21 protein-coding genes and 1 pseudogene are annotated in these 22,157 nt (G+C 40.1%); 16 read left to right on the top strand and 6 right to left on the bottom strand.

All coding sequences use genetic code 11. The features are described 5' to 3' along the window. Window positions 1-45 precede the first annotated feature (45 nt). The 6 genes from E2L03_RS02635 to E2L03_RS02610 all read left to right on the top strand — a co-directional run bounded on the left by E2L03_RS02635 (window position 46) and on the right by E2L03_RS02610 (window position 5,497). Window positions 46-1,068 carry an HD-GYP domain-containing protein gene (locus E2L03_RS02635; RefSeq protein WP_166740171.1) on the top strand — a complete coding sequence of 341 codons (1,023 nt, stop codon included), beginning with the start codon at window positions 46-48 and terminating at the stop codon, window positions 1,066-1,068. A gap of 45 nt (window positions 1,069-1,113) precedes the next feature. Further along, complete coding sequence (locus tag E2L03_RS02630; protein ID WP_134258533.1) at window positions 1,114-2,010, top strand: AEC family transporter; 897 nt, start codon at window positions 1,114-1,116, stop codon at window positions 2,008-2,010. Window positions 2,011-2,073: 63 nt separating this feature from the next. Beyond that, a complete protein-coding gene (gene dapD / locus E2L03_RS02625) occupies window positions 2,074-2,793 on the top strand; it encodes a 2,3,4,5-tetrahydropyridine-2,6-dicarboxylate N-acetyltransferase (protein WP_038481171.1) in 720 nt (239 codons plus the stop codon). Between the two features lie 59 nt (window positions 2,794-2,852). Then, on the top strand, window positions 2,853-4,061 hold the full coding sequence (locus E2L03_RS02620; protein WP_134258532.1) for an aspartate aminotransferase family protein: 1,209 nt from the start codon (window positions 2,853-2,855) through the stop codon (window positions 4,059-4,061). Next, window positions 4,058-5,182, top strand: a complete 1,125-nt coding sequence (locus E2L03_RS02615) for an N-acetyldiaminopimelate deacetylase (protein WP_124742262.1) — start codon at window positions 4,058-4,060, stop codon at window positions 5,180-5,182. Before E2L03_RS02620 ends, E2L03_RS02615 begins: the two co-directional genes overlap by 4 nt. A 63-nt stretch (window positions 5,183-5,245) precedes the next feature. Continuing rightward, window positions 5,246-5,497: a YkuS family protein gene (locus tag E2L03_RS02610; RefSeq protein WP_095150422.1), complete on the top strand. Its 252-nt coding sequence runs from the start codon at window positions 5,246-5,248 to the stop codon at window positions 5,495-5,497. Window positions 5,498-5,533: 36 nt separating this feature from the next. Here E2L03_RS02610 and E2L03_RS02605 read toward each other — a convergent pair whose 3' ends face one another. The 5 genes and pseudogenes from E2L03_RS02605 to E2L03_RS20950 form a co-directional block, all read right to left on the bottom strand. Continuing rightward, window positions 5,534-6,313, bottom strand: coding sequence for a mechanosensitive ion channel family protein (locus E2L03_RS02605; protein ID WP_055735796.1), 780 nt, complete (start codon window positions 6,311-6,313; stop codon window positions 5,534-5,536). Window positions 6,314-6,453: 140 nt separating this feature from the next. Then, window positions 6,454-8,121, bottom strand: coding sequence for a ribonuclease J1 (gene rnjA / locus E2L03_RS02600; RefSeq protein ID WP_038481126.1), 1,668 nt, complete (start codon window positions 8,119-8,121; stop codon window positions 6,454-6,456). Continuing rightward, the gene (locus E2L03_RS02595) at window positions 8,122-8,331 is read right to left on the bottom strand and encodes a DNA-directed RNA polymerase subunit epsilon (RefSeq protein WP_038481124.1); all 210 of its coding nucleotides are present in this window, start codon (window positions 8,329-8,331) and stop codon (window positions 8,122-8,124) included. Between the two features lie 285 nt (window positions 8,332-8,616). Beyond that, window positions 8,617-9,168, bottom strand: a complete 552-nt coding sequence (gene def, locus E2L03_RS02590) for a peptide deformylase (RefSeq protein ID WP_124742261.1) — start codon at window positions 9,166-9,168, stop codon at window positions 8,617-8,619. A gap of 165 nt (window positions 9,169-9,333) precedes the next feature. Next, window positions 9,334-9,405 (bottom strand): annotated as a pseudogene (locus E2L03_RS20950) (YjcZ family sporulation protein); the annotation flags it as partial. Window positions 9,406-9,695: 290 nt separating this feature from the next. Here E2L03_RS20950 and E2L03_RS02580 point away from each other — a divergent pair. The 10 genes from E2L03_RS02580 to opp4C all read left to right on the top strand — a co-directional run bounded on the left by E2L03_RS02580 (window position 9,696) and on the right by opp4C (window position 21,657). Beyond that, window positions 9,696-10,346, top strand: a complete 651-nt coding sequence (locus E2L03_RS02580) for a YkyA family protein (protein ID WP_051667557.1) — start codon at window positions 9,696-9,698, stop codon at window positions 10,344-10,346. A 505-nt stretch (window positions 10,347-10,851) separates the two neighbouring features. Then, complete coding sequence (gene pdhA / locus E2L03_RS02575) at window positions 10,852-11,937, top strand: pyruvate dehydrogenase (acetyl-transferring) E1 component subunit alpha (RefSeq protein ID WP_055735798.1); 1,086 nt, start codon at window positions 10,852-10,854, stop codon at window positions 11,935-11,937. 3 nt (window positions 11,938-11,940) lie between these two features. Continuing rightward, a complete protein-coding gene (locus E2L03_RS02570; RefSeq protein ID WP_055735799.1) occupies window positions 11,941-12,918 on the top strand; it encodes an alpha-ketoacid dehydrogenase subunit beta in 978 nt (325 codons plus the stop codon). A 96-nt stretch (window positions 12,919-13,014) separates the two neighbouring features. Beyond that, window positions 13,015-14,301, top strand: a complete 1,287-nt coding sequence (locus E2L03_RS02565; RefSeq protein WP_134258531.1) for a dihydrolipoamide acetyltransferase family protein — start codon at window positions 13,015-13,017, stop codon at window positions 14,299-14,301. Window positions 14,302-14,304: 3 nt separating this feature from the next. After that, window positions 14,305-15,711: a dihydrolipoyl dehydrogenase gene (gene lpdA, locus E2L03_RS02560; protein WP_038481106.1), complete on the top strand. Its 1,407-nt coding sequence runs from the start codon at window positions 14,305-14,307 to the stop codon at window positions 15,709-15,711. Window positions 15,712-15,867: 156 nt separating this feature from the next. After that, window positions 15,868-16,887, top strand: a complete 1,020-nt coding sequence (locus E2L03_RS02555; RefSeq protein WP_038481103.1) for an ABC transporter ATP-binding protein — start codon at window positions 15,868-15,870, stop codon at window positions 16,885-16,887. Continuing rightward, the gene (locus E2L03_RS02550) at window positions 16,884-17,867 is read left to right on the top strand and encodes an ABC transporter ATP-binding protein (RefSeq protein WP_134258530.1); all 984 of its coding nucleotides are present in this window, start codon (window positions 16,884-16,886) and stop codon (window positions 17,865-17,867) included. The genes E2L03_RS02555 and E2L03_RS02550 overlap by 4 nt, the downstream gene beginning before the upstream one ends. Window positions 17,868-17,946: 79 nt before the next feature. After that, complete coding sequence (locus tag E2L03_RS02545; RefSeq protein WP_038481097.1) at window positions 17,947-19,695, top strand: peptide-binding protein; 1,749 nt, start codon at window positions 17,947-17,949, stop codon at window positions 19,693-19,695. Between the two features lie 72 nt (window positions 19,696-19,767). Then, window positions 19,768-20,733, top strand: a complete 966-nt coding sequence (locus E2L03_RS02540; protein ID WP_038481094.1) for an ABC transporter permease — start codon at window positions 19,768-19,770, stop codon at window positions 20,731-20,733. Between the two features lie 12 nt (window positions 20,734-20,745). Next, on the top strand, window positions 20,746-21,657 hold the full coding sequence (gene opp4C / locus E2L03_RS02535) for an oligopeptide ABC transporter permease (RefSeq protein WP_038481091.1): 912 nt from the start codon (window positions 20,746-20,748) through the stop codon (window positions 21,655-21,657). 39 nt (window positions 21,658-21,696) lie between these two features. Here opp4C and E2L03_RS02530 read toward each other — a convergent pair whose 3' ends face one another. Next, window positions 21,697-22,083 (bottom strand): hypothetical protein, encoded by a 387-nt coding sequence (locus tag E2L03_RS02530; protein ID WP_134258529.1) that lies wholly within the window; start codon window positions 22,081-22,083, stop codon window positions 21,697-21,699. Window positions 22,084-22,157: the final 74 nt, after the last annotated feature.

The following is a 22,157-nucleotide window of genomic DNA, read 5'->3' as shown; positions in this document are numbered from 1 at the left end:
TAGTTATACTTAATGAAAGCGTTAACGAATGAAGGGGGGATGTGTATGGTAGTTGGATTAGAAACGAAATACGTTCGTCTAAAAGATGTCATGCCAGGATCATTGTTAGGTGAAGAGATTTTTTCCTTGGATGGACAAGTCCTTTTAAAAAAAGGGGTTTCTTTAACGACCGTTCATTTAAAACGGTTAAAGCAGTTTGGTATTGATACATTGCCATTGTTGGTCCCACTATCGCAGCAGAGTGCAGAGGAGACAGTCTTTTGCGCACATACTCGTTTCTATATGTCGAATCAAAACCTACTAGTTGAAGAGAAATCACTTATCTGGAACGCTAAACTGAAAGAAATCTTCACGCTCGTACTTCAGCAAACCGAAATGCAAGACTCGTTAGCGTTGCTAAATAGGAAAGATGAAAGCCTTTATCAGCACTCTTTAACAGTTGCTTTTCTCTCTACCGCAATAGGCATGGAAAATGGGTTAAATGAGGAGCCATTAAAGCGAGTGGTTCGAGCAGCCTTGCTTCATGATATTGGAAAAGTCGTTTCAGAGAATTATAATGAAGAAAATGAAGCATTAGGAAATGATCATACTTGGCGAGGATACAACTATTTGCAAACGCAAAGAAATCTAGACCCTTTAGCTTCCATTGTTGCTCTTAGTCATCATGAATCCCTTGATGGTAGTGGTTATCCACGGGGAATTAAAGCGAACTTCCTCCATGAATTAACACAGACAATTGCCATTGCAAATGTGTTTGATCGATTGACAAATCAGAGGAAAAAGAAACCATTAATGAGTTTTGCAAAGGCGCTAGAATTTATGCTGGCATTTGCTCCTAAGCGATACAGCTCATTGTGTTTAAGTGCTTTTATGATGTGTGTGACGTTTTTTCCAACCGGAAGTCAGGTACGTTTATCGAACGGAAATTATGGCGTCGTAGTTGCTCAAAATAAAGGGTTACCCCACCGTCCGATTGTGACGATGATTCCTCAAGGCATCGCTGAGCGGCACGGTCAAGCTGTTAAGAAAGTGGATTTAGCAAAAGATTATACGTTGTTTATTCATTAATTTACTAAACGCTTCATTGTTTTGTAAGAAGAAAGGTTGACCTAAGTGACACTATTTTTTCAAGTCGTATTACCTGTATTTTGTATTTTTGGAGCAGGGTTTTTACTTCAGCGTGCGTTTATGCTTGATATACGTTCTGTATCAAGTGTTGCTATTTACATATTAACACCGTGTCTCGTCTTTCGAACATTTTATACATCTCCTCTAAATATGGACTACTTTTATATGGTTATATTTTCGATTACTTTAATGGTTACCTTAATTATTCTTGCAAAAGTGTATGCAAAAACGAGATCATTATCGATTGAAGATGAAAGCGGAATGATATTATCGACAGCCTTTATGAATGTTGGTAACTATGGAACACCTATTATTTTATTCGCTTACGGTGAGACTGCTTTTGAACTTGCCATTTCCTTCATGGTTTTGCAGTCTATCATAATGAATAGTTTCGGTGTTTACTATGCAGCTAGAGGGAAAGCAACGATCGCAGTAGCCATTAAAGCCATCCTAAAAATGCCTGCGACGTATGCGACAGTTCTTGCCCTTAGCTTAAATGTTTTTTCGGTTCCGTTTCCTGCACAACTGTTTGCATCAATTGATTTAGTTGCTGAAGCAGCGATTCCAGTTGTCATGCTCATACTTGGAATGCAGCTAGCCATGATTGAGTGGAAGCAGTTTGAATGGGAAAAAATTGGTGTTGGTGTGTTTCTACGTATGATAATCTCGCCAGTCATCGCTTATGGGATAACGTTAGTTTTACCAATAGATGATATGCTTCGAAATGTATTTATTGTTGCGGCTGCCATGCCAAGTGCGGCGACAATTGTTATGTACGCGGTTCGATTTGATGCAAGACCTAAGTTAGTATCAACAATTACACTCATTACTACCTTATTTAGTTTGTTTTCCATTACATTTATTCTATGGATCTTAGGCTAGTCCATTGCATTTTTTCGAAACACACTTTATCATAATGAACAGTGACATAAGGAGGTTATACAGATGAACATGATGGATGCAAACGAAATTATTCAATTTATTTCAAAAGCAGAGAAGAAAACACCTGTAAAAATACATATTAAGGGACAGCTTGAAAAACTTTCATTTGCTGAAGAAGTACAAACGTTCTTTAATGACAATACTGGGGTTATTTTTGGAGATTGGGCCGCTATTGAGCCAGTTTTAAAAGAGAATGAAGCTAGTATTGAAGATTACGTTGTGGAAAATGACCGACGTTACTCAGCGATCCCGCTTCTTGACTTGAAAGGAATTGAAGCGCGTATTGAACCAGGTGCTATTATTCGCGATCAAGTAGAGATTGGCAAAGGTGCTGTCATCATGATGGGCGCAAGTATTAATATTGGTGCTGTTATTGGTGAAGGAACAATGATTGATATGAATGCTGTACTTGGTGGACGTGCAACGGTAGGGAAGAACTGTCACATCGGCGCAGGCTCTGTATTAGCTGGTGTTATTGAACCACCATCCGCTTCCCCGGTTATTGTGGAAGATGGGGTCGTTGTTGGTGCAAATGCGGTTATTCTTGAAGGTGTACGTGTTGGAGAAGGAGCTGTTGTTGCTGCAGGTGCAATTGTAACAGAGGATGTTCCAGCCAATACAGTGGTTGCTGGTACACCAGCAAAAGTGATTAAGGAAATCGACGAAAAAACAAAAGGAAAAACAGAAATTAAGCAAGAGCTTCGTCGTTTAAATGAAGATTAATTAGATAATCCAGCTTTGCCTTTGAGGCAAAGCTGTTTTCATAAAAAGGAGTCTTTGTCATGGATTGGCTAAAAAGAGATGAACAAGCATTAATGAGAACGTATCGCCGACTCCCTCTTGTCATTAACGAGGGAAAAGGAAGTTTTTTAATTGATGAAGAAGGTCGTCACTACTTAGATTTCATAACAGGTCTAGCGGTTAATGTAGTGGGTCATTCACATCCTGCTATTTTGAAAACACTTCAAGCACAAGGAAGCAAGTTTCTACATATTTCCAACCTATACGTGAATAAGCCTGCTGTAGAGCTGGCCGAGAAATTGGCAGAAAGGACAATTGGAGGGAAAGTCTTTTTTGCAAATTCTGGCGCAGAGGCGACAGAGGCTGTGATTAAGCTCATCCATAAATGGAGCAAACAGCATAATTTCTCTAGAAAAGGCGTTGTTGTTTTAAAACGGAGCTTTCATGGACGGACTCTCGGGGCGATGAAGTTAACGAGGCAAGAAGGTGTTTATCAAGATTTTCCGTTACATGACCTACCTGTGTATGAAGTGGAGCCTGAAGATGCAAAAGGGTTAGAAGACATTCTTGTTCAAAAGAAACCAGCCGCTGTCGTAATGGAACCAGTATTGGGTTCTGGTGGTGTCGTCCCATTATCCCACGAATATATGCAAACTGTATCGCAGTTGTGCGCAGACCATCATGTTCTTTTTTGTATGGATGAAATTCAAACAGGGATGGGGCGAACAGGAACGTTATTTGCCTACATGCAGGCTGATGTTCAGCCGGACGTTATTTTATTTGCAAAAGGGATTGGTGGCGGCCTGCCACTAGGTGGAATGATTGTCAGCCCACACTTAACCCACTTATTTGCACCTGGTGATCATGGAACAACCTTCGCACCGTCTCCTTTAAGCTGTGCGTTAGGATTAACGGTATTAGATTTGCTTGAAGAAGGGTTACTTCATACTAGTCGTCTTCGCTCGGAGCAATTACAAAAAGGATTAGCTGACGTACAAGCACAATTCCCGGATATTTTAGACCATTTCCGAGGCCGTGGGATGATGATAGGTCTGCCAACTAAAGGAACACCGAAGCAAGCAGCGTTTATTCAACAACGTATGATTGAAAAAGGTGTGCTTGTTGACCTTACACAAGGAACAATTATACGCTTATTACCACCCTTGGTCGTAACAAATGAAGAAGTCGATCTGTTTATTTCGCATTTCACGAGCGTGTTGCAAGAGGTGGAGCAGGAGCTGAACGTATGAATCATGAAGCACTTATCCAACTAAGACGTAAATTCCACCAAATTCCTGAGATTGGATTTGAAGAATACAAAACACAAGCGTTGATTTTAGACACAGTCGGAACGTTAAACCAAGAGCGGTTAACTGTAACGAAGTGGCGCACAGGCGTTATTGTAAAAGTCGACGGAAAGTCCCCTTACACCATTGCTTATCGAGCAGATATGGATGGATTACCAGTTCAAGAAGAAACGAACCTTCCTTACCGCTCACTTCATGAGGGAGCCATGCATGCCTGTGGTCATGATCTTCACATGACAATCGCTCTAGGGATGCTCGATTATTTTAGTGAAAATGAACCACCAACTTCGCTGCTGTTCGTCTTTCAACCAGCTGAAGAAGGCCCGGGTGGAGCAAAACCAATGCTCGAATCAGGAGTATTAGATAAGTGGAAGCCGGAAGAGATGTACGCTCTTCATATTGATCCGAACTTACCAGTTGGAACAATTTCTACGAAGGCAGGTCTACTGTTTGCCAACACATCAGAGCTCTTTATTGACTTTAAAGGAAAAGGGGGTCATGCTGCTTACCCGCATACAGCAAATGACATGGTTGTAGCTGCCGCTCATTTTGTGACGCAATTGCAATCGATTGTTTCGAGAAATGTTGATCCCCTTGATTCGGCTGTTGTTACTATTGGCGTAATAAATGGTGGAACAAAGCAAAATGTGATAGCTAGTGGAGCGAGAGTGGAAGGAACCATTCGAACATTGTCAATGGTAGCCATGAAGAAAGTAAAACAACGCATTGAAGCCCTCGTTAAGGGTATTGAAGTTGGCTTTTCTTGCGAAGCGACCATTGATTATGGATCGAATTATTGTGAAGTGAACAATGATACAGCGCTAACACAAGCTTTTATCGATTTTAGTGAAGATCAGCCGGGCATTCAGTTTGTACATGCGAAAGAAGCAATGACTGGAGAGGACTTTGGTTACTTCCTTAAAGCCTATCCAGGGCTCATGTTTTGGCTAGGGGTTGATAGCTCTTTTGGTCTTCATGATGCCAGGCTAAATCCACATGAAGAAGCAATTGGAATAGCCGTTAAACATATGTGTTCGTTTTTTAACCAGAAACAAGAAGGATGAATAATTTCCTTTTGATCGTTGCAAACTAGATTGCGTAACGATTGATAAAAGGAGGTCATGAGAATGGCTAGAATCGGAATTCAAACTGGATTAACGGATATTGAAAATGAGCTTCAATCACGAGGACATGATGTTGTTCATATGCAACAGAATACGGAGACAAGTGATTGCGACTGTTGTATTGTTTCCGGTCGAGATGCAGATGTAGCAGGGGTGAGTCCTCAAGGGCAAGAAAGTATCGTTTCAGCAGATGGTTTAACTGCTCAAGAAGTAAGCGAGCGGGTAGAACAAGTATTAGCAAATCAAAACAAATAACAAAAGAGTCTACCGTAGATGTCGGTAGACTCTTTTTTAAGCATCGTTTTCTTGTGTTTCAAAATAAGCACGAATGACTTTACGTAATTCGCGTTCAACAGCCCATTGTTGCATACTCTCCGTTTTCGCAATGACTCGTATAACAGTAGTAGATAGGTCATTTGTTTCAACGCCAATCACTTCAGGCTTTGTCACTAAAGCAGGGTGGTCAAAAGACTGAATGGCTGCTTGAACTTTTTTTATGGAAGTATCGGTTTGTTCGCCTGATGGAATCGTTAAATCAACAAGGGCACGCATATTCCCGCGTGAATGATTGTCTACATTTGTAATGTTGCGATTTGGCAAATAATGCAGTGTGCCGTCAAAGCCTCGAATCATCGTTGTGCGAAACCCAAGCTCTTCTACAATTCCATCAACACCACCTGCCGTAACATAGTCTCCAACCTCTAGCTGTCTTTCTAACAGCAAGAAGAAACCAGTTACCACGTCACTTACTAACCCTTGAGCACCGAAACCAATTGCTAGACCTACAACACCAGCTGCAGCAAGAACGGGTCCTAAGTTAAAGCCTAGAGTATCAAGTATATTAAAAGCGATGATGAAGAACAGCACGTATGAAAATACATTTAGAAGCAATTTCTCAAGTGTTTGCAATCGTGCTTTCGACACTTGTTTCGATTGTTTTTTATCAAATACCTTTTTAATAATGTTTTTACCAACTGATCGAACAATAAAATAAATAATAATGGCAAATAGAACTTGCCATAGTGTTTGCGTGATTGGATGATAAAGCCAATCATTCAGGTTTTCAAACATACGTTCATCCCTTTCCTTTTTCGTTGCAAAGTAGAGCGTATCATATTTGACGGAATTTCTCAAAAGGGTACTGTACTGACTACAAAAAAAGCTCATCCTATTAAAGTTGTTTTTTAAACTTTAATGGGACAAGCTTGTTATTACACTTCCATAATAATCGGAAGGATCATTGGCTTCCTTTTTGTTCTTTCGTATAAGAAAGGTCCTAGTAAGTCCGAAATCTCATTTTTAATTTCAGACCATTGGTTTGTTTTCCGTTCCATTACTTGATGCAAGTGAGCAGTAAGTAATTTTTGAGCTTCATGAATTAAGTCCCCAGACTCCCGCATATAAACGAAGCCTCTAGATATTAAGTCAGGCCCTGCAGTCACTTTATATTCCTTCATATCCAAACTAACGACTACAATGACGAGACCCTCTTCAGATAAAATTCGGCGGTCACGTAAAACAATGTTCCCAATATCACCAATGCCGTTTCCATCCACATAAACAGAACCAGAAGGAATTTTTCCAACAACACCAGCTTCATTTGGATGAAGAGCTAAGACGTCGCCATTGTCCATAATAAAGCAATTATCGGCTGGTACTCCACAAGCTTGCGCCAGCTTATTATGGGTTTTTAACATCCGGTATTCGCCATGTATCGGTAAGAAATATTGCGGCTTCATTAAGCGAAGCATTAACTTTTGCTCTTCTTGTCCACCGTGGCCAGACGTATGAATATCGTTAAGTGGTCCATGAATAACATTTGCACCAGCTCGATAAAGTTGATTAATAATTTTACCGACAGATAATGTATTTCCAGGAATTGGAGAGCTTGAAAAGACAACCGTATCACCAGGGATAATCTGAATTTGACGATGAGTACCAAATGCTATACGAGACAAAGCAGCCATTGGCTCTCCTTGACTACCGGTACATAGAATCGTTACTTGGTTATCAGGAAGCTTATTTAATTGAGAGTGCTCAATAAATGTTCCTTTTGGTGCGACAATATGTCCTAGCTCTTGTCCAATTGCTATAGCTGAATCCATGGAACGACCGAACACACAAACTTTACGGTTATTCGCAACTGCCGCCTCGATGACTTGCTGCAATCGATGGATATTGGAAGCGAAAGTAGCAAAAATGACTCGACCATCGACTTTGCGGAAAATATTGTTGATGCTATCACCAACTTTTCGTTCAGACATGGTGAAGTCTGGAATTTCACTATTAGTACTATCGGACAATAGGCAAAGGACGCCTTCTTCGCCGATTTTAGCCATCTTAGTTAAATTAGCTGGTTCTCCTACAGGTGTAAAGTCAAACTTAAAGTCTCCAGTATGAACAACATTTCCTGGAGGGGTTTTTACTACAATTCCATAAGACTCAGGAATACTATGGGTTGTCCGGAAAAAAGAGACGGCGGTTTTCGTAAACTTCACAACTTGGTCTTCCGCTATTGGATGCAGCTTCGCATTTCGAAGTAAACCATGCTCTTCTAACTTTCCTTTTAACAGTCCAAGTGCAAGCTTTCCACCATATACGTCAATATTTAGCTCTCTTAATAAATAAGGGATGCCACCAATATGATCTTCGTGACCATGGGTAATAAATAAGCCTTTAATTTTATCTTTGTTTTTCACGAGGTACGTATAGTCTGGGATGACATAGTCGATGCCAAGTAAATCATCTTCTGGAAACATAATGCCTGCGTCAATAAGAATGATTTCATCTTGGAACTGAACACCGTATGTATTTTTCCCAATCTCACCCATACCCCCGAGAGCAAATACAGCGGTTTGATTGTTCTTTACTTGTTTCATTTATCCATTCACAACCTTATAACCGTCACGTTGCTGTTCATATTCTAAAAACGAGCCTGTGAGCGGTGTAATGTATTCGATATTGTAAGGGTGTTCGATTAATTTAGCCCGAACATCACTTACACTTTCAGCCTCAATATATAGAGAATTTGTGCGCTCTCTTACCGGCGCCTGTGTATAATTTTCTTGAAAAAACACTTTAAAGATCATGATTAAACCTCTCCTTTTAATACCATTGTTTATCTATTATATCGGAAATAACGCTTTTTAGAAATGCCAAAAAGCCAACCCGTATAAATAATACCGGATGGCTTCAAGTCTTTCCACAATTAAGTTGGATTACACATCAAGAAATAAAGACTTTGGCAAAAGATCTTTGCACCGTTTTAAGAGTTTTTCACGCCACTTTTTTAACAAAAGAAAAACCCCCTCTCTCGTTATTTTGTTCCTAGTGTGTGTTGCCAAACAAAATAAACACGAGGGGGTTATTGGAAATTAAAGAGCGAAGCCAGGAAGCGGCTGCTTGTATTTATCTTCAAGCCCTTCAATTCGATCATAGAACATGATCCCATCTAAGTGATCAAGCTCATGTTGAAAGACGATAGCAATATAACCACGTAAGCGTAATGTAACCTCTTCGTTATTATGATCGATGCCTTTTACGGTTAATCGAGCATGTCTTGGCACAACCCCTTCTACTTCACGGTCAACAGAGAGGCACCCTTCACCGCTATCCAACTGATTTTGTTCTACAGAATGGCTAATGACTTTAGGATTGGCGATGCCAAGGCTATAGAGCTTGTCGTTTTCATCTGTTGCATGTACAGCAAATAATCGTTTTGAAACACCGATTTGTGGAGCCGCAAGACCAACACCAGGGCGTAAATCGTATGTTTCTGCGGTTTCAGGGTCTTGACTATTTTTTAAAAACTCAAGCATGGAAAGCAATGTTTCTCTATCTTCTTGACTTAATGGGGTTTCTACAGGCTCTGCCACTTTCCTTAACACAGGATGTCCCTCACGAACCACATCTTTCATTGTGATCATATGGATCTCACTCCTTTACTTATCTTTCAATAGTTTAAGGATAAATAATCCGATGTGCAAGCAGAAAAAAGCGACACGAACAACTCGCGTCGCTTTTTTTGATTATTTTTTTGGACCAGGGCCAGGACCTTGATAACCGCCACAGTCTGGACCTTCCTCTATACCACCAGAGAACCAAGATGCGCCAACAATAATTAGAAGGATGAAAAGAACAACGATTAACGCAAATCCTTTTCCACCGCCACCTCCACAATGGTGCCCATAACCGTAACCATACCCATAAGGCTCACAGCATTGATCGTAACCATAGTTATATCCGTACTTTTCTCCATAACTCATTTAAAGTTCCTCCTTTAATAACCGCCACTAGGCGATTTATATCCACATCCTATGCAAGAAAGAAAAAAGTGTTTGGATAAATGCCTATATCTTTTTTTATAATAGTAAAAGCTTGCCAAATGATCTATTGTTAGATATTGTGAGAGAAGAGAAAAAAGAGTTGAGAAAGCTCGAAGGAGGAGAAGTTTTTGTCGAAAAGGTTTATAGCGACCGTGGCATTTTCAAGCTTGTTTTTAGTAGCCTGTGGACAAACAGCAACCGAGTCGATTCATAGTTCATTAGAAGAGGCCGCTGAAATAGAAAACGAAGGATTTGATGAGCAACAACAGCCGATGATGGATGCGGAAGAACATGAAGCTGAGCTGTATTCACAAATTGTTGATTTGGACATGGATGCTTATGATGAAATCGTTCGCTTAGCAGATGAAGCTATTGCTTCTGTAGGTGAGAGACGAGAGTTACTTGCAAATGAACAAGAAAGCATTGAAGAAGGATACAATGTGTTTGAGAATGCTGTAGCTGATTTTTCAGAGCTTGAAGATGAAAATTTACTTAACTTAGCAAACGATGTTCAAGAAGCGATGGACAATCGTTATGCCAGTTATCAAGACCTACATACTATTTATGAAGAATCGTTGAACTTGGATGAACAGCTTTATGAAATGTTAAAAGACGAAGAGTTAGACGCTGAAACTCTGACAGCTCATATTGAAGAAACAAACCAAAAGTATGAAGAGCGTCGTGAAGCCACAGAACAATTCAATGAACATACAACGGCTTATAATGATGCAAAGCGAGCTTTTTATGAAGCGTCTGATTTAGAAGTACGGTTTGAATAAGTGTAGGCTTACTTGTACACCCTCTCTCAAAACACACTTTAAAAAGTGGAAATGGAGGAGGGTGTTTTTATATAGAACAAAGGCCTTTCTAGTGATTTCAAAATGATGGCGTTTACATGTAGTGACCTACTCCAACCACCGAAATAGGTAGTGTTAAAACTGTATTAGTCCAGATTAAATGTATACTATAACACATTAAATATGAAACGTTTCCAAAGATTGTTAGTGAATAACGTAAGGAATATGTAAGCAAAAGGATTGACGATCATTATGCTCTTCATGTAGACTAACAATCAGTAAGAAGTTGTACTACTAGTAATTACAATTCATTGTAACAGATGACCGCGTGATTAGTGCTAAAACAGTTGTCTGGTTTAACAACGACTTATTGCGGTTATGTATTCATTAGGATTGGGCATGCTAACAGTGCATTTTTCAAATGAAAAACGTATACAAGCAAGACTTCACATACCGCTTTTAACTATTGAAAGGATTGGTGAACAAATTGAGTACAAAGACAATTGATCAAGTTGAAGAACAATTTGAGACCTTCCAGATTCTTAACGAAGAAGGAGAAGTCGTAAATGAATCAGAAATGCCTGATTTAAGCGACGAACAACTACAAGAAATTATGCGCCGTATGGTTTATACGCGTATTTGGGATCAGCGTGCGATTTCCCTTAACAGACAAGGACGCTTAGGATTCTATGCGCCGACGGCTGGACAAGAGGCATCTCAACTTGGTTCACACTTTGCTTTAGAGCAAGAAGATTGGATTTTACCTGGTTATCGCGATATTCCACAAATTGTATTCCACGGTTTACCTTTACATCAAGCGTTTCTATGGTCTCGTGGACATTTTGGAGGAAGCCAATTCCCTGACGGATTAAATATTGTTGTTCCTCAAATCATCATTGGTGCACAAATCATCCAAACAGCCGGTGTAGCTCTTGGACTAAAGCGTAAAAAGAAAGAAAACATTGCGATTACGTATACAGGTGACGGTGGAGCATCTCAAGGTGATTTCTATGAAGGAATTAACTTTGCTGGTGCGTACAATGCGCCTGCAGTATTCATCGTTCAAAACAACCGTTTTGCTATTTCTGTACCAGTTGAAAAGCAATCAGCAGCGAGAACAATCGCTCAAAAAGCTGTAGCAGCTGGAATTGAAGGCATTCAAGTTGACGGAATGGACGTATTGGCTGTTTATAAAGCCACTCTTGATGCTCGTAAACGTGCGCTAGCTGGCGAAGGTCCGACACTTATTGAAACACTTACGTACCGTTATGGTGCTCATACAATGGCTGGTGATGATCCAACTCGCTACCGTACATCAGAAGAAGATGATGAATGGGCGAAAAAAGATCCACTTATTCGTTTCCGTAAATTCCTTGAAGGCAAAAAGCTTTGGAGTGAAGAGAAAGAAAACGAAGTCGTTGAACAAGCGAAAGAGGACATCAAACAAGCAATTAAAGATGCAGATAAAACACCTAAGCAAAACGTTACAGACTTGCTAGGCTTTATGTTTGAAAACCCTCCAGTAAACATTCGTGAACAATTGGAAGAGTATACGGCAAAGGAGTCGAAGTAACCCATGGGTAATTGGACAATGGCACAAGCGATTACGGATGCCATGCGTAATGAGCTTAACAAAAATGAAGATGTACTCGTTTTTGGTGAAGATGTCGGTCAAAACGGCGGCGTTTTCCGTGTAACAGAAGGTTTACAAAAAGAATTCGGTGAAGATCGTGTGTTTGATACACCATTAGCAGAGTCTGGTATTGGTGGATTAGCAATTGGTCTTGCACTTACTGGACACCGTCCGGTTATGGAAATTCAATTCTTTGGATTCGTGTTTGAAGTATTTGATTCTATTGCTGGTCAAATGTCTCGTTGGCGCTATCGTTCAGGTAACAAGCAAACCATGCCTGTTACTGTACGTTCACCATTTGGTGGAGGCGTAAAAACACCTGAGATGCACGCTGATTCTTTAGAAGGATTAATGGCGCAAACACCAGGTTTAAAAGTAGTTATTCCTTCTAATCCATACGATGCAAAAGGGTTATTAATTTCAGCGATTCGTGATAACGATCCTGTTGTATTCCTTGAGCATATGAAATTGTATCGTTCATTCCGTCAAGACGTACCTGAAGAAGAATACACGATTGAGCTTGGAAAAGCAGACATTAAGCGTGAAGGAAAAGATATTACAATGATCGCTTACGGCGCAATGGTACAAGCTTCAATGAAAGCTGCTGAAGAGCTTGCTGAAGAAGGCATTGAAGCAGAAGTCATTGACTTAATGACAGTTGCCCCATTCGATGTTGAGACGGTTATTGCTTCTGTTGAAAAAACAAACCGCGCAATTGTTATACAAGAAGCGCAAAAACAAGCTGGAATCGCGTCACAAATCGTTGCTGAAATTACTGAGCGTGCGATTCTTTCTTTAGAAGCACCTGTTCTTCGTGTAACATCACCTGATACGGTTTATCCATTCGCTGCAGTTGAAGATGCTTGGTTACCGAACCCAGCTATTATTGTAGAAAAAGCAAAAGAAGTAATAAACTTCTAAGAAAATTTTAAGAAAGAAACGAAGCTAGTCGAAAACTAGGTCGTTCTTTCTTTTATAGAGATTAAATTCGAGTTATAATGAAGGAGGCGCTTAGCCGTGGCTTATAAATATAAACTGCCAGAAGTGGGCGAAGGAATCCATGAAGGCGAAATTGTAAAATGGTTTGTTAAAGAAGGCGACGAAGTTAAAGAGGATGATATTCTTCTTGAAGTGCAAAACGACAAATCTGTAGTGGAACTGCCATCGCCAGTTGATGGTAAAGTACTTGAGGTAAAAGTAGACGAAGGTACAACCAGCTATGTTGGAGACGTTATTTTAGTCATTGATGACGGTTCTGAAGATGATGGCGAGGAAGAAAGCGGAAGCGATGAGTCTGCTAAAGAAGAAAAATCGGAAGCAGCATCGACTGAGAAAACAGAAGAAAAAGCTTCTGAATCAGCTGATTCAGAATCAAGCGATGGTGCCCGTGTTATTGCAATGCCATCGGTACGTAAGTATGCACGTGAAAAAAGTGTTTCCATTTCAAGCGTTAAAGGTTCAGGGAAAAATGGACGTGTTGTAAAAGAAGACATTGATGCATTCTTATCTGGTGATCAAAGCGATGAAACAACTTCATCAGCAGATCAACGTGAAGAAAAATCAGCGAAACCATCAACATCTGCACCTGCTGCTTCTAGCGAACAACTTGAAGAACGTGTACCGCTTAAAGGGATCCGTAAAGCAATTGCAAAAGCAATGGTGAAGTCAAAACAGACAGCACCTCACGTAACGCACCTTGATGAAATTGATGTAACAGCACTTGTTGCTCATCGTAAGCAGTACAAGCAAGTTGCAGCAGATCAAGGTACGAAATTAACGTATCTTCCTTACGTTGTAAAAGCATTAACATCAGCCATTCGTAAGTACCCTGCACTTAATGCATCTATTGATGACGAAGCAGGCGAAATTGTTTACAAAAAGTACTTTAACATCGGAATCGCGGCAGACACTGAGCAAGGTTTAGTTGTTCCAGTTGTTAAAGACGCAGACCGTAAATCAATCTTCCAATTGGCAGATGAAATTAATGAGCTAGCAGTAAAAGCCCGTGATGGAAAGCTTTCAAGTGCGGAAATGCAAGGTGGATCTGCAACGATTTCAAACCTTGGTTCTGCAAGTGGACAATGGTTCACACCAGTAATTAACCACCCAGAAGTAATGATTCTTGGGATTGGTCGAATTGAAGAGAAGCCAGTTGTAAAAGATGGCGAAATTGTTGTGGGTACAATGTTATCACTATCAATTAGCTACGATCACCGTTTAATTGATGGTGTAACGGCACAAAGCGCTTTAAATCAGATTAAGCGATTGCTTAATGACCCACAATTACTATTGATGGAGGGGTAAGACATGGTTGTAGGAGATTTCGCACAAGAAGTAGATACGCTCGTAATCGGTTCTGGTCCAGGAGGCTACGTTGCGGCAATTCGCGCAGCGCAGCTTGGACAGAAAGTAACTATTGTAGAAAAAGACAGCATGGGTGGCGCTTGTTTAAACGTTGGATGTATTCCTTCAAAAGCATTAATTCAAGCAGGACATCGTGCACACCAAGCAAAATCTTCTGAAGACATGGGAATTGTTGCTGAGAAGGTAACAGTGAACTTCGATAAAGTCCAAGAGTGGAAAGGTTCTGTTGTTAAGAAATTAACAGGAGGCGTGGAAGGACTTTTAAAAGGTAATAAAGTGGAAATCATCCGTGGAGAAGCTTATTTTTCTGGAGAAGATTCCGTTAAAATTATGGATGAAAAGAACTCAAGCACATACAAGTTTAAAAACTGTATTATTGCAACAGGTTCTCGTCCAATTGAAATCCCATCATTTAAGTACACAGACCGTGTAATCAATTCAACTGGTGCTCTTGCATTAAAAGAAGTACCAAAGAAAATGGTTGTCATTGGTGGCGGGTATATCGGTATTGAGCTTACAGGTGCATATGCTAACCTAGGTACCGAAATTACTGTACTTGAAGGATCCAAACAAATCTTGCCTGGCTTTGAAAAACAAATGGCGAAACTAGTTGAAAAGAAATTAAAAGCCAATCATGTAACATTCCACACAGAAGCAATGGCTAAAGGCGTGGAAGAAACAGATAAAGGCGTAAAAGTAACAGCAGAAGTAAAAGGTGAAGAGACGGTTATTGAAGCTGATTATGTTCTTGTTACAGTTGGTCGTACACCGAATACAGACGAACTTGGTCTCGAAGGAATCGGCGTTGAAATGACTGATCGTGGACTTGTTAAGATTGACAAGCAATGTCGTACAAATGTGAAAAACATTTATGCGATTGGTGATATCGTTCCTGGTCCAGCGCTTGCACATAAAGCATCTTATGAAGCAAAAATTGCAGCTGAAGCGATTAGCGGGGAAGCGTCTGAAATTGACTATCTTGCTATTCCAGCAGTATGTTTTTCTGAACCAGAGCTTGCAACAGTTGGTTATACAGAAGCAGAAGCAAAAGAAGCTGGTTATGATGCAAAAGCGGCGAAATTCCCATTTGCAGCAAACGGCCGTGCGTTGTCTCTTAATGACACAGAAGGCTTCATGAAGCTTGTAACACGTAAAGAAGATGGCTTAGTTATCGGTGCTCAAATTGCAGGTCCAAATGCTTCAGATATGATTGCTGAAGTAGGTCTTGCGATTGAAGCTGGTATGACTGCTGAAGATATTGCTCTTACCATTCATGCTCACCCTTCTCTTGGGGAGATTACTATGGAAACAGCGGAAGTAGCCCTTGGAACACCAATACACACAATGTAATACATTCATTACCCCTTATGTGATTTCGATCATAATAAGGGGTTTTTTACGTGTCAAAAAAATAATGTAAGAAATCCTTTCAAAAAAAGATTGGCAAACGGTTAATATGTGCTATAATTATCAAAAAATTAGCAAATTAAATTAACGGAGGTACAGATGGGAAAGCCGTTACTAGAGCTGAAGAATGTTAAGACCTATTTTCAAGTGAACAAGCATCGTCTCGTTAAAGCTGTAGATGACGTTAGCTTCCACATTGACCAGAATGAAGTTGTCGCTTTAGTAGGAGAGTCCGGTAGTGGAAAAAGTATGACGTCCATGTCCATTATGGGTTTAGTAGACTCACCGGGAAAAGTGACAGGCGCCATTACGTTAAATGGTACTGACTTAAATACGTTGTCTGCTAAAAAACTAGACAAGTTTCGTGGGAAAGACATTGCGATGATTTTTCAAGAGCCAATGACCTCATTAAACCCTGTGTTCTCAGTCGGAAATCAGATTATTGAAACAATCCGAAAGCATACGAATGTGTCGAAGAATCAGGCGAAAAAACGTGCAATTGAATTATTAAAGCTTGTTGGTTTTAGCAGAGCTGAAGAAAGCTTAACAGAATTCCCACATCAACTTTCTGGGGGAATGAGACAGCGTGTCATGATCGCTATGGCTATGTCTTGTAACCCAAAGCTATTAATTGCAGACGAGCCTACAACTGCTTTAGATGTAACCATTCAACAGCAGATTTTAGATCTCATGATTAAAGTGAAAAATGAGTTTCAATCTTCTATTCTATTAATTACCCATGATCTAGGAGTCGTAGCGGAAACAGCGGATCGGGTACTTGTAATGTACGGAGGACAAATTGTGGAAGAGGCTCCTGCTTATGAATTGTTTACAAGCCCAAGTCACCCTTATACTCAAGGTCTGTTAAAAAGTATGCCAAATTTAGAGGACGATAAGGAACGTTTAGAGGCGATAAGAGGGATGGTTCCACCAGCTCATCAATTTCCTTCTGGATGTCGATTCGCATCAAGGTGCGATTATGCAACCGATGTCTGCAACGACGTTTTGCCGGAATTAGTTAAGACCGAAGGGGCACGTAAAGTTCGCTGTCTTATGTATCAAGAAGGTTCATTAACGCCTAACGAACAACGTCTTCAGGAGAGAGAGGTTCATTCATGAAGGATGTCCTAATAGAAGCGAAAGACATACAAATGTACTTTCCGATCAAACAAGGTGTCATAAAACGAACCGTTGGACATATAAAGGCAGTAGATGGAATTTCTCTAAAAATTTACGAAGGTGAATCCCTTGGTATTGTTGGTGAGTCAGGTTCAGGTAAATCAACATTAGGTAGAATCCTTTTACAACTTCAAAATCAAACCAACGGTGATGTTTTTTACAAGGGAGAGAAAATTTCAGGTATCTCAAATCGAAAATTAAGACCGTTTCGCCGAGATATGCAAATGGTGTTTCAAGATCCGTATGCTTCACTAAATCCTAGAATGAGCATAGGTGAATTAATTGAGGAACCGCTTTTAGTACATAAAACAGTTGCAACAAAAGCGGAGCGACAAAAAAGAGCAGAAGAATTACTCGAAACGGTTGGTCTTCCAAAACAGTCATACGATAAATACCCACATGAATTTTCTGGGGGTCAGCGGCAGCGTATTGGAATTGCAAGAGCATTAAGTACAAAACCTAGCCTCATTATCGGAGATGAACCTGTTTCTGCCTTAGATGTATCTATACAATCGCAAGTATTAAATTTAATGAAAGACTTACAAGATGAATTTAAGCTTACATATATATTTATCGCTCATGACTTAAGTGTCGTAAAGCATATTAGTACGAGAGTGGCCGTTATGTATCTAGGTCGTATTGTTGAAGTGGCTACAAAAAAAGATCTGTATGAAGGGAAGTTGCATCCGTACACGGAAGCATTAATTTCAGCTGTACCATCCACAGACGTTACGCAAAAGAAGCAAAAAATTACGTTAACAGGTGAATTGCCAAGTCCTGCAAATCCGCCTGTAGGCTGTGCATTTCATACGAGATGTCCACACGTACATGATCGTTGCAAACAAGAAAGACCGGATTTAGTTGAATACAAACCAGAACATTTTGTTGCTTGTCACTTGTATACAGAAAAAAGCGAATAAATTGAACTTTTTAAGGGGGTGAGGCTTCTACATATGAATGTCTTACCAGCAGGTGAATGAAAAAATAGGGGGAAGATGAATGAAAAAGAAGCCGTTTTACACATTTTTAGCAACAGCTGTGTTTGCCACAGCACTCGTCGCTTGTAATGGGGGAGATACAGATACTGGTACAGATGACGGGGGAAGCGATGGCGGAGACGCAGGGGAAGTCGAGGGTGGAAATGTTAATTTAGCCATGTTTTCACCACCTGATAACTTATTTAACCCCATTTTTTATACGTCCTTATACGATGCTCATATATTAGACATTACCCATGAAAGCCTTGTACAGCAAAATGAAGAATTTGAATTTATACCGGAGTTAGCGGAAGACTGGGAATTTAGCGATGACAATACAGAATTGACCTATTATTTACGCGAAGATGTAAAGTGGCATGATGGAGAAGATTTTACTGCAGATGACGTTGTGTTTACCTTTACCGCTATGGCTGATCCAGATTATGCGGGTGCTGGAGGAATTAGACAAAACTACGTTAATACACTTACTGGCTACGAGGAGTATGTAAGTGGTGATGCAGATACGTTTCCTGGAGTAGAGAAAATTGATGAGTACACTGTTAAATTTATCTTCGATACACCTAGCGTGAAAGCATTAGCAGATACAGCGATGGCGATTCTTCCTGAGCATGTGTTTGCCGATGTGGAAGTTGGAGATATGGCTTCTCATAGTGCTTCTATCAACCCTGGTGAAATTATTGGAACAGGTCCATTCCAATTAACTGAAGCTTTAGAGAATGAGCAGTATGTATTAACAGCTAATGAAGATTACTACCTAGGTGCACCTAAACTAGACTCTATTACGTGGAATATTGTTTCAGCTTCTGTAGCAGCTGGAATGCTTGAACAAGGGGAACTTGATTACGTTCCAAGAGACTTCCCGGCAGCTGATGTTGCAACAATTGAAGGAAACGATTCATTAACAATTGAAGAACAACCACAACTTGGTTACCAGTACCTTGGATTTAAAGTGAATCATGGACCGAATGATCGTTTAACGGATCGTGATAGTTGGGAACCAAATGAAAAGCTTCAAGATGTTGAATTTAGACAAGCGATTGTGCATGCTATTGATCGTCAATCCTTTGTAGATGGATTTTTACGTGGACATGGTGAAGTGTTAGATGCGCCGTTCCCTGAAGCTTCATGGGCGTATAACCCAGATGCTGTTGAAGGGCTAGCATATGACCCAGAGCTAGCAGAACAAAAACTAGCTGATGCTGGCTACGAAGATGTAGACGGTGATGGTTTTGTAGAAGATCCAGATGGAAACGATCTTGTTATTAATGTGGATTATCCAGTTGGAAACCCGGTTCGGGAACAGGTAGCGCCAGTCATTAAGGAACAATTAGAAGCGGTCGGTATTCAAGTAAACTTAAATACACCACGTGAAGCGCCAGCACATTTTGACCTCATTGAACAAAATGATAATGACTTAGATTTGTTCTTGGCAGGCTGGTCTCTCTCATCAGGTGACCCAGATCCATGGCCAATCAATGGTGGAACAGCAGGCTATAACTATTCTCGTTTCTATGATGAAGCACAGGAAGAACTATTAGAAGAAGCGGTTGATCCTGAATTAGCATTTGATAATCAAGAATTTAGACGTGAAAAATATGGAGAGTGGGCTCAGCTTTATATCGATAACGCATATACGGTGCCACTTTACGCTGAAAGTGAAATCCATGTTTTTAATAACCGTGTTCAAGGCCTAACTATTAAGCCGTTCACATTTAAAGACGATACCCACGAATGGTATCTTTCAGAATAGGTTATGGAGTGAAGCAGCTTTACTAAGCTGCTTCAACTTTCTTTCATTTTGGTTTAAAAAGAGGTGGCCTACGTGCTCAAATATATTTTAAGGCGCATAATACAATTTATCCCAATGGTTTTTTTTCTTACTGTCATTGTTTTCTTGTTTGCCTATTTGGCGCCTGGAGATGCTTTAAGTGGGGAAGCCATTGATCCCAATACACCACGAGAAGTAATTGAGGAACGGCGAGCTGCATTAGGATTAAATGATCCGATACATATTCAATACTGGAATTGGCTAAGAAGAGCGGTAACTGGTGATTTAGGGATGTCAACCCATTTCACAGGGCGTTCCGTTAGCGAATTAATTTCACAGCGATTGGGAAATACGTTTTATTTAGGCGCTTTTGCCTTATTTGTAACCTTAATCGTCTCGGTCCCAATCGGAATTTATTCAGCAAGAAAAAAATACTCTGTATTAGACTACGCGGCTACTTCATTTGCGTTTGTAGGATTAGCAACGCCAAACTTTTTTGCAGGGTTATTAGCGATCTATGTATTTTCATTTGGACTTGGATGGTTTCCAACCCAAGGATCGATTGGTTCACCAGGTTTAACAGGTTTTGAAGCATTTATTAGTCGAATTCAACACCTTGTCTTACCTGGTGTTACACTTGGACTCTCAAGTACGGCAATCTTTATGCGGTATATGAGATCGGAAATGCTCGATATAAAGGGAAGTGACTTTATCCGTACAGCACGTGCAAAAGGGATTGGGGCAAATTCTGTTTTGTACAAGCATACGTTACGAAATGCGATGATACCAATTGTCACTTTGCTTGGAATGGAAATTGGCATGCTGCTAAGTGGTGCGTTTATCGTTGAAACCGTATTTAATTATCCTGGTATAGGGACCTTGTTCCTGTCTGGTATGTCTAATCGAGATTATCCTGTTATTATGGCAGTGAATTTACTCATTGGGTTATCTGTTTTAATAGGAAATTTATTGGCGGATATTTTTTATGCGGTCATTGACCCACGTATTCGACTTGATTGAGGTGAGTGAAGAATGGAACCGAGATTAAACGAAACACCTGACATTGCCCCTACACTACCGAATGTAACTGAGGAGAAAAGTGTGAGTCCAACAAGGCTTGCCTTCCGCCGTTTCCGAAAAAATAAATTAGCAATCGTAGGCATTGTGTTTTTAAGTATAATGATTGTCATTGCTATTTTTGCAGATGTCATTGCTACTCATGATCCAACTGCTTCACAATTAACAAAAATTGAAGCAAGAGCGGATAGCGAGAATTGGTTGGGAACCGACGGGTCAGGTCGAGATAATTTTTCTAGACTAGTATATGGAGCAAGAATTTCCCTTACGGTAGGATTTTTTGCGATGTTATTTACTGTTCTTATTGGGGGAACGCTAGGATCAATTGCAGGTTATTATGGGGGAAAAGTAGATTCTCTTATCATGCGTATGACGGATATTGTGTTGATTTTCCCGTTTATTTTATTGTTTATGACGATCGTGGCTATTCTTGAGCGAACAACAGTCCCAATCTTTATAATGGTTATCGCTATTACTTCTTGGCCGCAAATCTGTCGTATTTTGCGAGGGACGTTTATGTCAATTCGAGAGAAAGAATACGTATTAAGTGCTAGAAGCATAGGTTGTTCCGATGCTCGAATTATTCGTAAGCATTTCTTGCCAAATGCGGTTGGTCCAATTATTGTGAGTGCTACCATTATTATGGCCACAATGATCGTAGCTGAATCTGCTTTAAGCTTTATTGGATTTGGTATACCACAACCAACACCAACGTGGGGAAATATGTTAACTGAAGCGCAGAGCGTTCGATTGTTGCGTAATAATCCGGAAGCATGGTTACCTCCGGGTTTGTGTATCTTGTTTACCGTACTTGCCATTAATTTCATTGGTGATGGGTTACGGGATGCGTTTGACTCAAAAGCATAAGCCATTGTATTAAAAAGATAAGTGCCCACACTTATCTTTTTAATTTGTCACGGCGTTGGTAATAGTGAGAACGAGCTGTTCAAATTCTTGCTTTCCTGATATTCGGAGTAGTTCCTCTTCTCCTTTATAAATAAGTAAGCTTGGAAAATGTTCAATATTGTAATAAGAGATAGGGCGCATATCCGTAGATTCTTTAAAAATAAGCTCTTGAAAAGAAAACGCTTCATTTTCTTGTGAATATTGAATAGCATGATAATAAGTACGTTCTTTAGATAGTTCATCTGTATCAGAAAACAAAATAAGGGTGATGTCATCATGCCCAATGGAATGGGATTTTCCAGTTGTTAGAAAAGAAGTCGATGTCAAAATAAATACAAGGATGATCGCGCTAAACAAGACAACGAATAAGAGGTGATGTGTCTTCATTCTGACAGACTCCTTTATCAATAATTTCCATTTGTACTCTTTACCCACCATTTATAGGAAAAAAACGTCCATTT

The organism is Shouchella oshimensis (assembly GCF_004375095.1).
Classification (GTDB): domain Bacteria; phylum Bacillota; class Bacilli; order Bacillales; family Bacillaceae_D; genus Shouchella; species Shouchella oshimensis.
The sequence above is the reverse complement of the archived record's forward strand: the minus strand, read 5'-3'. Positions and strand labels throughout refer to the sequence as shown.